Here is an 11,576-nt window from a genome sequence, read left to right on the forward strand (position 1 = left end):
TCGCAAATATACTGCCCTTTTTCACAATAGGCAACAAGCTCATTCTTAATGAATTCTAAAACTTTTGTTTTATTTGCCTCGGGATAAAGCACATGTACATTAGCACCTGCGTCCAATGTGAAACAAATGGGCGTTTTGGTAGCTTCCCTAAACTCCCAAATTTTATTGATAATCTCTAATGTATTAGGCTTCATTAAAATAAAATAAGGATTGCTACTCATCATCATCGCGTGAAGTGTAAGCGCCTCACTTTCTACAATAGAAATAAACTTTTCTAAATTTCCGGAAGCAAAAACCTCTTTCAATTTGTCTAAATTTGAATGCGCCTGGGCAAAACGATTTTCAGCAAATGGATGGCCGTGCATTAAATTATGACCAACACTGCTGCTCACCTGTTTTTGCCCCTTGTCTACCAACAAAATAGTATCCTGGAAACTTTTAAAAACTTCATTAACTTCAAACGGATATTTTATTCCGAAGAGATCACTGCTTCCCGGGGTATTCTGGTGCTCGCCCCACTCAATTAATTCTCCTTCCACGCTTCGGCAGGCGCTTCCTGAACCCAATCTTGCTAAGAATGAGGCTTTTTTATAAAAATATTCTTCATTATTAGTTTGTATAGCTTCTAATTCCTTTTCCAAACTCATTACGCAAAGCGCGAGAGCACTCATCCCACTGGCCGAAGATGCAATTCCACTACTATGCGGAAAAGAATTTTCGGTATAAATTTTAAAGCTATATTCTTTTAAAAACGGGCAGTAAGTTTCAATTCTTTCAAAAAATTGTTGAATTTTCGGTTTAAAATCTTCCTTCTTTTTTCCTTCAAAATAAAGTTCAAAATCAAATCTATCAGATTTCCCTGATTTCTTCTGAAATTCCAGTTTGGTAGTGGTTTTACAATTATTCAAGGTAAAACTCACCGATGGATTAGCCGGAATCTGGTTTTCCTTTTTTCCCCAATATTTCACCAATGCGATATTGCTGGGAGATTGCCAGGTAACTTCTCCTTTCTCTATATTATTCGAAATTTGCTTTGAAATAAAATCCTTTTCAGGCATAATCAGTATTTTAAAACTATGAATATTGGAGCTTAATAAACCAAATATTCCAAATTAAGAAGCAAAGATATGTTTTATGTTTTGGGAATTTTCTTTCCCGGTTCAAATAAATTTATATTTTAGTAGTTGAAAACTCACAAGCTTAGCGACTGAAATAGTGATTTTTACATAATCTATTTTAGAAAATAAAAACTTGAGTGGTTTTAATTTTACTTTGAAAATCAACCAGAAATGACCAAAAAACTCTTTTTTCGAAGTTCGGTGGCCATTGGCATTTGTTTGCTGTTCGGTTTTATGGGCGTGATTGCTACCCAAACGGGATTTGAAGGTTGGTACCCAGGGTTGAACAAGCCCTGGTTTAATTTGCCAGATTCTATATTCGGGCCCATTTTATTTTTAATGTATGTTTTAATGGGGATTGCCGCTGGGATAGTTTGGAGTAAAGGTTTTTATCATAAATGGGTAAAAACGGCTTTATATCATTTTGGATTTCAGTTGTTGTTAAGCGGCGCCTGGTTCCTTCTATTTTTTGGCCTCCAACAGCCACTTTTAGCACTTTTAAATATTATTGCTTTATTTATTCTACTTCTTTTCACCATAAAATGGTTTAAAGTAGTAAATAATACTGCAGCTTATTTGCTTCTTCCCTATGCTGTTTGGGTGCTTTTTGCGATAGCACTTAATTTTGAAATTTGGCGACTCAACTAATCTTTACTTATTGCTTGCGCGGCAAGAAAGCCACCCGTCCAGGCATTCTGAAAGTTAAATCCTCCGGTTATGGCGTCTATATTTAAAATTTCTCCTGCAAGAAATAGATTTTTATAAAGTTTGCTTTCAAAAGTTTTAAAATTGACTTCTTTAAGATCTACGCCACCGGCCGTAACAAATTCTTCTTTAAACGTGCTTTTTCCATTTACTTTAAAAGAGGCCTCGGTAAGTTGTGCGCTTAAATTTTGCAGCTGATTTTTATTTAAATCTGCCCAGGTGGTACCATCTGTAATTCCTGCTGCAACTATTAAATTTCTCCATAATCTTTTGGGTAAATCGAATTGTGCATTTTTTAGAACCTGCTGTTTGGCGAGTTTGTTTTTTAAATCTTTTAACTGATTTAAAACTTCTTCTGAAGTAGTTCCGGGCAACCAGTTTACCTTAATTTCAAACTGATAATTTAGCTTTTCTAAATCCCTTGCTCCCCAGGCCGAAAGCTTTAAAATCCCCGGCCCGCTCATTCCCCAGTGGGTAATTAAAAGCGGCCCTTTACTTTCTAAATTTACTTTTTTAGAATTTATTTTTACTACTGCTTCAGTCGCAATTCCCGGTAGGTCTTTAATTCGCTCGTCTTTAATATTAAAAGTAAAAAGAGAAGGTACAGGCTCAATAATTTTATGACCGAGTTTTTTCAACAAATTCCACATTTTGGGATTACTACCGGTAGCGAGCATCATTTTTTCTGCTGAAAAATCTCCTTTACTGGTCTTTATCTCCCAAAAATCATTTTTTTGCTGAAATGTTTGAACCGCATGACTTTTTAAAACCTGAATTTTTAATCTATCGGCTTCCCGTAAAAAGCAGTCTATAATACTCTGGGAATCGTCTGAAACAGGAAAAATTCTTCCGTCGTCTTCAATCTTTAATGCTATGCCTCTTTCTTCAAACCACTGCATGGTATCGCCCGTCATAAAACTGTGAAACGGCCCTAACAATTCTTTTTCGCCCCGAGGATAGTTGGTGCTAAGTTCCTTTGGAAGAAATTCGGCGTGGGTAACATTACATCTTCCCCCACCTGAAACTTTTACCTTGGTAAGCACATCTTTGCCACGTTCTAAAATGGCAATTTTTAAGTTGGGGTTTATTTCTGCTGCATTTATTGCGGTGAAAAATCCCGCTGCCCCGCCGCCAATTATAATGATATCAAAATGCTGCATTTTCAGGTTTAAAAGTTTAAAAATTCGGGTTTTGAGCTTTCCATTCCCTTAAATTAGTCTATCGGGAAAATCAGAAATAATCCCGTCAACACCAAATTCTTGCATTCGCGCAATATGTTCAGGTTCGTTAACCGTCCAAACATTTACTTTAAATCCGGCCTCATGAGAAGCTTTCACATTATCTCGGGTAATGATTCCCAGAGAAGGATGAATTTTCGAAGCTTTTAATAAATTACCCAAGGCTATAGCCTCTGTCACACTTGCTTTACTCAGTATTCCCAGCGGAACGTTTTCATCGAGTTTTCGCATTTGGAATAATTCATTTTTCTGAAAACTTGAGACGATAAAATCTTCATATTTCCAGTTTCTTTCAGCAATATATTTTTTGATAATTTCTGAAGTAGCTGTGGCAGTATTTAAACCTTTTAATTCAATATTTATAGTGCATCTTCCTTCAATAAGATCTAAAACTTCAGTAAGCAATGGAATTCTAAATTTATTTTCAACTTTAAGGGCTTTCAATTCGGCCAAAGATTTTTTTGCGATTTCTCCACTCCCATTGGTAGTTCGGTCTAAAGTAAAGTCGTGAATTACCACTAACTCGCCAGTTTTACATTTATGTACATCAATTTCTATGGCATTAACTCCAAAATCCAGGGCTTTTTGAATACTCTCTAGCGTATTTTCGGCTATATGGCCTTTGGCGCCACGGTGTCCAATCTTTAATAAATTCATTTGGCAAAGGTATTCAATTAACGTTAATGAATGTTTTTTTAACCTTATTAGGTTTTTAAAGACTTCTTTAGAAAGACTTATAAATCCTTAACATTTTATTGTATAAAATGCTTCTTAATTTTATACTTCGTGCTATTTCAAATTAAGCAACCTATTAATTATGAAATATTTACAAACCAAATACAACCAAAAAACCAATTGATATGGATAACCCAGATAAATTTCCTGACCAGCAGCAGGAGCAACCGGGGAAAGAATATAAAATGAAGCCGGAACCGGAAATTATTAGAAAAAACTACAAAGGCTCGGGTAAATTAGATGGTAAGAACGCTTTAATAACCGGCGGAGATAGTGGCATTGGGCGCAGTATCGCCGTTCATTTTGCACGCGAAGGCGCAAACGTGGCAATTATTTATTTAGAGGAAAACGAAGATGCCCTGGAAACAAAAAAAGTTAGTAGAGCAGGAAGGAAAACAATGCCTTATTATAGAAGGAGATCTAAAGAAGGAAGAATTTTGTAAAAAAGCTTTGCAAAAAACTTCTAACCAATTAGGAAAGTTAAATATCCTGGTAAATAATGCGGCTATACAATTTCCTAAAGAAAATATAGATGATATAAGTACAGAGCAAATTCACAAAACTTTTGAAACCAATATCTATCCTTACTTCTATATTGTAAAAGAGGCGCTCCACCAGCTTAAGGAAGATGATGTGGTGATAAATACTACTTCTGTTACAGCTTATCGTGGTAGTGAACATCTATTGGATTATAGCAGCACTAAAGGTGCCATTGTAAGCTTTACCCGTTCTTTATCTAAAATGTTAGCCAATAAAAAAATACGAGTAAATGGTGTTGCTCCCGGCCCTATCTGGACACCGCTTATCCCTGCCACTTTTGATGATGTAACCGAGTTTGGGCAGGATACTCCCATGGGAAGAGCAGGACAACCCAGCGAAGTTGGTCCTGCCTATGTCTTTCTTGCGAGCGAAGATAGCAGCTATATTACCGGCCAAATTATCCACGTGAATGGTGGTGAAATTATTGGAGGATAGACTTAAAATCTTTTAAATTATTAAAACATTATTATGGAAAAATGGTTTGAAGCTTCCTGGACATCTATTTTGGCAATTTTTTTAACTGCCGTAGGAATTTACATGGCGATTATAATTTTTACGCGAATTGCCGGAAAACGCAGTTTCTCTAAGATGTCCAGTTTCGATTTTGCGATGACGGTGGCTGTAGGTTCTATTTTAGCCACTACTATTTTATCTGCCTCGGTAAGTTTAATACAGGGCATTGTAGGATTGGCGGCTGTATATATTTTACAAATTTCAGCGGCGGTTTTAAGACGTTTCTCCTGGTTTCAGGAAGCGATTGATAATTCGCCATTACTTCTTATGGACGGTAAAACAATACTGTATAGTAACTTAAAAAAAGCCAGGGTTACCGAAGGTGATCTTCGGTCTAAATTAAGGGAAGCCAACGTTTTAGATCTTTCACAGGTGCGGGCAGTTGTTTTTGAAACTACCGGCGATATTTCGGTTTTGCACACCTCAGATGAAACCCAGGAATTAGAAGATTGGCTCACAAAAGATGTTATAAACAATTAGATTATGACTTTAGATTGGACCGATATTTTAGGGCTTGTGGCAGGAATTTGTACTACAGTAGCAGTTATTCCGCAGATTAAGAAAGCCTGGAAAACCAAGAAAGTAGAAGATGTTTCCCCGGGAATGTTCAGTATTTTAATCCTGGGAGTTTTTCTATGGGTTATTTATGGAATTACTCAAAAAGATCTTCCCATAATTGCCACTAATGGGGTTTCTCTTGGGTTAAATGGATTTATGCTGTATCTCATGCTTCGTTACCGCAGGAAGGAATGATAGAAGAGCTGTTAATCTTTTTAAATTTTGAACTAATTTATTCTTAAACCTCATAAAACCTTTCAGAAAACCTGATAGTTTTACAAAAATAACCATTCAACATTATGATTTCCACCAAAGAAAAATCTAAAACAAAGCAATTAAAAGCTGCTACAGATAAAACTATAGAGCTTGCCTTTAAAGACTTTGTGCTAACGCAAGACCATCCTTGTATAATGGCCCAAACTGTATTTAGCCAGGAGCACATAGACCTGCACACCTATGATGAGTTTCCCAGCCGAAAAACAGCAAAACTGATTTATAAAGATTTAGAAAAGTATATTGAAAACTACGATTTTGAATCGAATGAGTTCCATACCTTCATGGCAGTTTTTAAAAACCAGGAATCTTTTTCTGAAACTCAATTTGAAACGGCCCTTTGGAAACAATTAGAATTTCTACACGATATTGACAATAAAGCCTGGGATCCCACCGTAAGCAAAAACCCCGAAGACGATAATTTTAGCTTTAGTATTGGCGGAAAAGCTTTTTATATGGTTGGCCTGCATCCCAACAGCAGCCGAAAGGCTAGACAAAGCCCATACCCCGCAATGGCATTTAACCTGCACTGGCAATTTGAAAAATTAAGGGAAATGGGTGCGTATTATACAGTAAGAGATAAAATTAGGGAACGCGATACCGAATTACAGGGAAATATAAACCCAATGTTAGAAGATTTTGGAGATAAAAGCGAAGCCAGACAGTATAGTGGCCGTAAAGTTGGAGATGAATGGAAATGTCCCTTTCATCAAGGAAAAAAATAACTATGTACCAACCCAAAAAATACAAAAAGGATAATCCTGAATTTATCTTTAAATTTATACAGCATCATCCTTTTGCAACTTTTATAATTAATGGAGACCGATTTTTAGCTACGCATATCCCCGTTCTTACTCACGGCACTGCGCAAGATTTCATTTTATTTGCCCATATAGCAAATCATAATGAGCAGTTTAATTACCTGAAAGATGATACCGAAGCACTGCTTATTTTTCAGGGAGCCCACGGCTACGTTTCTTCCTCCTGGTATAAAGAAAAAGATATTAGTACCTGGGATTATTCGGCAGTACACGTAAATGTTAAGCTAAAAATACAATCGCGGGAAGAGCTTGAAGAATCTTTGCAGGAACTAGTAGCTACTTTTGAAAAGCAGCAGGAAAACCCATTGTATTAAAGATATTCCTAAAGAAATGCTGGAAGACCATTTACCTCACATCACAGGATTTTGGTGTAAAGTTGAGAAAATTCAGGCCATTGCAAAATTGCACCAGGGGTATGATAAAGACGATATAGCATCGGTTACTTCACATTTGGAAAAGCAAGAAAATAATTTATCTTCCGCGTTAAGCGAAAACATTAAAAAAGAGCATAAATGCAAGTAATTAAAAAACAATCTGGAGCTGCCTTTAAATTGAAAAAAGGACAGAAGCTGAAGGTGATAGACCCCGAAGGTGAACAGGTTAGCGATATGGTTCTATTTAATGCAAAAGATAGAAGGGAAAAAATATCATCGGGCAAAACCCTTGATTTTGAAGAGTCTATTTTAATAAGTACCGGGAATTTTCTTTGGAGCAACCGCAGCAATAAAATGATGGAAATCCTGGAAGACACTAATGGTAGGAACGATTTTTTACTCGCTCCGTGCAGCCCGGAAACTTTTGAGGTGATGTATGATTATGAAGGATATCATCCCAGCTGTTTTGAAAATCTCTATACTAACCTGGAAAAATTTGAAATTGAGCCAGACGATATTCCAACTGCGTTTAATATTTTTATGAACGTTCAGTTCGATGAAAAAGGAAAAATTAGTGTAGACCCGCCATTAAGTAAAGCTGGAGATTATGTGTTATTTGAAGCAAAAATGGACCTTATTGTAGCCTTAACCGCTTGTTCTGCTGAAGATAGTAACAATGGGAGTTTCAAGCCTATACATTACGAAATAGTAGATTAATTTTTCACGAATAAATCAAAAAAAAAGCGGCCGGAGATATAGAATTTCCGGCCGCTTTTAATTTATCCTAAAATAGTTTTTAAGAAACCGCTTTAAGTTTATTTATTGTTGATTTATTCAATTTATCCTCGGCATATTCCCGTGACACTTTAAGTTTGCTATGGCCACTTTCTGGCATTTCAAACATTGCATCAGTAAGGATTGCTTCGCATAAAGATCTTAATCCTCTTGCTCCTAATTTATATTCTACGGCTTTCTCTACTATATAATCCAGTGCATCATCTGTCATTTCAAACTCGATATCGTCCATTTCAAACAGTTTTTGATACTGTTTTACAATGGCGTTTTTCGGTTCTGTTAGGATAGAACGAAGCGTACTTTTATCCAACGGATTCATATAAGTAAGCGCCGGTAACCTTCCAATTATTTCAGGAATAAGTCCGAAATCTTTTAAATCCTTCGGAATAATATATTTCAGAAGATTGGTTCTTTCAATCGCGTCTTCACTTTTTGATGCGCTAAACCCAACCGCCTGCATATTTAAACGCTTACTGATGTTACGTTCAATACCGTCAAAGGCACCTCCTGCAATAAAAAGAATATTTTCGGTATCTACCTCAACAAATTTCTGATCGGGATGTTTACGACCTCCTTTTGGCGGCACGTTAACTGTAGTTCCTTCCAGTAATTTCAATAAAGCCTGCTGAACACCTTCCCCTGAAACATCGCGGGTAATTGAAGGGTTATCGCTTTTACGTGCAATTTTATCTATTTCATCAATAAATACAATTCCGCGCTGTGCTTTTTCAACGTTATAATCGGCTGCCTGAAGCAATCTTGTTAAAATACCTTCTACATCTTCACCTACGTAACCAGCTTCGGTAAGTACCGTAGCATCTACTATAGCCAAAGGTACATTAAGCATTTTCGCGATGGTTTTGGCAATAAGGGTTTTACCCGTACCGGTTTCACCAACCATAATGATGTTAGATTTTTGAATTTCTACATCATCGTCGCTTGCCGGTTGTAACAACCTTTTATAGTGGTTATAAACGGCTACAGACATTACTTTCTTGGTAGCTTCCTGCCCAATTACATATTGGTCTAAAAACTCTTTAATTACTTTGGGTTTGCTAAGCATAAGATCTGAAGACAATTCTTTGGCTTCTCCCTGCTTAAGCTCTTCCATTACAATGCCGTGCGCCTGCTCTATACATTTATCACATATATGCGCATCTAAGCCTGCAATAAGTAAATTGGTTTCGGGTTTCTTTCTACCGCAAAACGAACATTCTAATTCTTCTTTCGCCATTTCATCAAATTTCAATTTTCAATCTATAAAATAATAAACTGAAAATTAATTCTTATCCTTCTCTCGTTAAAATCTCATCAATCATTCCGTACTCTTTAGCTTTTTCAGCCTTCATCCAGTAGTCACGATCACTATCTTCTTCAATTTTTTCATAAGATTGGCCAGAATGTTTTGCGATAATATCGTAAAGTTCCTTTTTAAGGGTTAATATCTCTCTCGCTGTAATTTCTATATCACTGGCCTGACCTTGCGCACCTCCTAAAGGCTGGTGAATCATCACTCTTGAATGCGGTAAACCGCTTCTTTTTCCTTTTTCACCTGCACAAAGCAATACTGCGCCCATTGAGGCTGCCATTCCTGTACAAATTGTGGCCACATCTGGTTTTATAAACTGCATAGTATCATAAATTCCCAAACCTGCATAAACGCTTCCTCCTGGAGAATTTATATAAATCTGGATATCTTTTGAAGCATCTGTACTTTCCAAAAACAACATTTGCGCCTGAATAATATTTGCAACCTGGTCGTTTATTGCAGTACCCATAAAGATAATCCTATCCATCATTAACCTGGAAAAAACATCCATCGCGACTGCATTCATTTGTCGCTCTTCAATAATATTAGGAGTCATCCCCGTAGGAGTCACGCTGCTCACTATCTTTTGGTAATAGTTACTATTTATACCGTGATGTTTAGTGGCGTATTTTTCAAATTCTTTTCCGTAATCCATCAATTTTTCTGTTTTTAAGCTTTTTCTCTTAGCTGCCTTTCAAGTGAAAAGGCGTTAATCCAAATGGTTTAACGCCTTAAATATAAGTATAAATTTATAGAAAAAGCTTACTCGTAAATCTCTTTCACAAATTCATCGTAAGTCACTTCTTTTTCTTCAAAAGACATTTTCTCTTTGTAGAAATCAAGCAATTTCTCATTCATTAATTGCTCTGACATTCTTTTTACTTCGTCCTGATTAGAAAGAATTCTTGCCGCGATATCGTCAAGCTCTTTATCGCCAGGATTCATTTGGCCAAACTGTGCCATTTGTTCTTTGATCTTTTCTTTAGCAAAAGCTTTAAGATCTTCAAACTCTACTGTAAGGTTATTTTCGTTTACTATTTTACCTTCAATTAATTGGTAACGTAAACCTTCTTCACTTTTTTCGTATTCTTCTTTGGCTTCTTCTTCAGTCATTGGTTTTTCACCAACTGTTTGAATCCATTTTTGAAGAAATTCTTTAGGAAGTTCAAATTTAGTTTGCTCAATAAGCTGCTTGGTCACATCGTTCATTAACTGCTGATCGCTTTGCTGCTTAAATTGCTTTGCTGCATCCTCCTTAATCTTTTCTTTAAGCTCGTCTTCACTGGTTACTTTACCTTCTCCAAAAAGCTTATCGAATAATTCCTGATTAAGTTCAGCAAGTTCTCTATGACTTATTTCATTTACCGTAAACTCAACTTCAATATCAAGATCGTGCGCCTTATCGTGTTCAATTCCTAAATGCTGAATTAACTCATGCTCATCTTCAAAAAGACTTTTGGTCTTTAAAGTAATCACATCTCCAACTTTAGCCCCAACAAATTTATTTAGATTTCGTTTGCCCTTGATTTTTTCTAATTCAACTGAAGTATTCTTCTCAATTTCCTCTTCTTCATTTTTGAAAGTTCCGGCAACGATATCTCCTTCTTCGGCTTCATCTTTAGAAGTGATCTTCCCATATTGCTTACGCATAGACTCAATCTGGCTATTTACCATTTTCTCGTCTGCAACAATATTATAATGAGTTACCGGTTTTTCAAGTTCAAGGTTTACATCAAACTCTGGAGCCAAACCAAGTTCAAACTCAAAGCTATATTCTTCTTTATTCCAATCGAAGTTTTCCTGTTCTTTTGGAAGAGGATTTCCAAGAACATCCAGTTTTTCTTCGGTAAGATATTTATTTAGTGAATCCTGTAAAAGTTTATTTACCTCATCTACCAACACAGCCTGACCGTATTGTTTCTTTACCATTCCCATAGGCACGTGCCCTTTTCTAAAGCCGGGAATATTGGCATTTTTACGGTAATCTTTTAAGATTTTATCAACTTTACCGGCGTAGTCTTCTTTGGCGATATCTACTTTTACTACCGCATTCAATTCATCAATATTCTCTCTGGTAATATTCATCTTGACTTGTTATAAAAATTGGAGTGCAAAATTACACTTTTTTCCCAAGCCAACAAAGTTTCAAATTATTGAATTTCAGCAATATTGTGCTAATCTTTTCCTAATAAAGAAAACAGCAAGGATTGAAAGAGTGATAAAAGCAAACTAAACAGCAAGGCTATAAAAAAGCCGCTAACTCCAAATCCTGAAACAAAAGCATCTGCCAGTAAGATAATTATCGCATTTATTACGAGTAAAAATAAACCCAGAGTAAGGATAGTAACCGGCAAGGTGAAAATTACCAAAATTGGTTTCACCAGTAGGTTTAGAATAGCCAGGACAATTGCTACAATTATTGCAGTTAGATAGCCTTCTACCTCAACCCCGGGTAAAAATTTGGCCAGTATAACTACTGCAACTGCGGTAAGTAATATTCTTAATATAAAATTCATAATATTCAGATTAGTTAGATTCTGAAAAATACAAAAAACGCCGGAAAAATCCGGCGTTTGTATATCTGTATTAAAAAGTAT

14 protein-coding genes and 1 pseudogene are annotated in these 11,576 nt (G+C 36.1%); 8 read left to right on the forward strand and 7 right to left on the reverse strand.

Annotation, left to right across the window (positions count from 1 at the left end):
• On the reverse strand, positions 1-1,058 hold a 1,058-nt coding region (locus tag AACZ30_RS02105), incomplete at its 3' end, for a diphosphomevalonate decarboxylase (protein WP_339647475.1).
• Between the two features lie 231 nt (positions 1,059-1,289).
• On the opposite strand from AACZ30_RS02105, the gene AACZ30_RS02110 reads away from it, so the two are divergent.
• Complete coding sequence (locus tag AACZ30_RS02110; protein ID WP_339647477.1) at positions 1,290-1,766, forward strand: TspO/MBR family protein; 477 nt, start codon at positions 1,290-1,292, stop codon at positions 1,764-1,766.
• Here AACZ30_RS02110 and AACZ30_RS02115 read toward each other — a convergent pair.
• Both AACZ30_RS02115 and AACZ30_RS02120 read right to left on the reverse strand, forming a co-directional pair.
• Positions 1,763-2,983 carry an NAD(P)/FAD-dependent oxidoreductase gene (locus AACZ30_RS02115; protein ID WP_339647479.1) on the reverse strand — a complete coding sequence of 407 codons (1,221 nt, stop codon included), beginning with the start codon at positions 2,981-2,983 and terminating at the stop codon, positions 1,763-1,765. The two genes, AACZ30_RS02110 and AACZ30_RS02115, sit on opposite strands and share 4 nt — an antisense overlap.
• Positions 2,984-3,031: 48 nt before the next feature.
• Positions 3,032-3,718 (reverse strand): glycerophosphodiester phosphodiesterase family protein, encoded by a 687-nt coding sequence (locus tag AACZ30_RS02120; RefSeq protein WP_339647481.1) that lies wholly within the window; start codon positions 3,716-3,718, stop codon positions 3,032-3,034.
• A 203-nt stretch (positions 3,719-3,921) separates the two neighbouring features.
• Here AACZ30_RS02120 and AACZ30_RS02125 point away from each other — a divergent pair.
• The 7 genes and pseudogenes from AACZ30_RS02125 (at position 3,922) to AACZ30_RS02155 (ending at position 7,592) form a co-directional block, all read left to right on the forward strand.
• Positions 3,922-4,771: pseudogene (locus tag AACZ30_RS02125) on the forward strand (SDR family oxidoreductase).
• Positions 4,772-4,804: 33 nt separating this feature from the next.
• Positions 4,805-5,329 carry a YetF domain-containing protein gene (locus AACZ30_RS02130; RefSeq protein ID WP_208224230.1) on the forward strand — a complete coding sequence of 175 codons (525 nt, stop codon included), beginning with the start codon at positions 4,805-4,807 and terminating at the stop codon, positions 5,327-5,329.
• A 3-nt stretch (positions 5,330-5,332) separates the two neighbouring features.
• Positions 5,333-5,602 carry a SemiSWEET transporter gene (locus tag AACZ30_RS02135; RefSeq protein ID WP_208224228.1) on the forward strand — a complete coding sequence of 90 codons (270 nt, stop codon included), beginning with the start codon at positions 5,333-5,335 and terminating at the stop codon, positions 5,600-5,602.
• A gap of 104 nt (positions 5,603-5,706) precedes the next feature.
• On the forward strand, positions 5,707-6,405 hold the full coding sequence (gene gntA / locus AACZ30_RS02140) for a guanitoxin biosynthesis heme-dependent pre-guanitoxin N-hydroxylase GntA (RefSeq protein WP_208224226.1): 699 nt from the start codon (positions 5,707-5,709) through the stop codon (positions 6,403-6,405).
• Positions 6,406-6,407: 2 nt separating this feature from the next.
• Complete coding sequence (locus AACZ30_RS02145; RefSeq protein WP_339647486.1) at positions 6,408-6,815, forward strand: FMN-binding negative transcriptional regulator; 408 nt, start codon at positions 6,408-6,410, stop codon at positions 6,813-6,815.
• 16 nt (positions 6,816-6,831) lie between these two features.
• The gene (locus AACZ30_RS02150; RefSeq protein ID WP_339647488.1) at positions 6,832-7,023 is read left to right on the forward strand and encodes a hypothetical protein; all 192 of its coding nucleotides are present in this window, start codon (positions 6,832-6,834) and stop codon (positions 7,021-7,023) included.
• Positions 7,014-7,592 (forward strand): urea carboxylase-associated family protein, encoded by a 579-nt coding sequence (locus AACZ30_RS02155; protein WP_339647490.1) that lies wholly within the window; start codon positions 7,014-7,016, stop codon positions 7,590-7,592. Before AACZ30_RS02150 ends, AACZ30_RS02155 begins: the two co-directional genes overlap by 10 nt.
• A gap of 79 nt (positions 7,593-7,671) precedes the next feature.
• Here the strand turns inward: AACZ30_RS02155 and clpX are convergent, their stop codons facing one another.
• From clpX to AACZ30_RS02175, 4 genes are all read right to left on the reverse strand, one after another.
• The gene (gene clpX / locus AACZ30_RS02160) at positions 7,672-8,904 is read right to left on the reverse strand and encodes an ATP-dependent Clp protease ATP-binding subunit ClpX (RefSeq protein WP_208224220.1); all 1,233 of its coding nucleotides are present in this window, start codon (positions 8,902-8,904) and stop codon (positions 7,672-7,674) included.
• 52 nt (positions 8,905-8,956) lie between these two features.
• Complete coding sequence (gene clpP, locus AACZ30_RS02165; RefSeq protein WP_075325692.1) at positions 8,957-9,634, reverse strand: ATP-dependent Clp endopeptidase proteolytic subunit ClpP; 678 nt, start codon at positions 9,632-9,634, stop codon at positions 8,957-8,959.
• A gap of 107 nt (positions 9,635-9,741) precedes the next feature.
• A complete protein-coding gene (gene tig, locus AACZ30_RS02170; protein ID WP_339647495.1) occupies positions 9,742-11,064 on the reverse strand; it encodes a trigger factor in 1,323 nt (440 codons plus the stop codon).
• Between the two features lie 89 nt (positions 11,065-11,153).
• Positions 11,154-11,495 (reverse strand): phage holin family protein, encoded by a 342-nt coding sequence (locus tag AACZ30_RS02175; protein ID WP_075325690.1) that lies wholly within the window; start codon positions 11,493-11,495, stop codon positions 11,154-11,156.
• Between the last annotated feature and the right edge of the window lie 81 nt (positions 11,496-11,576).

The sequence above is a fragment of the uncultured Salegentibacter sp. genome (assembly GCF_963972535.1).
In the GTDB taxonomy this organism is placed as follows: domain Bacteria; phylum Bacteroidota; class Bacteroidia; order Flavobacteriales; family Flavobacteriaceae; genus Salegentibacter.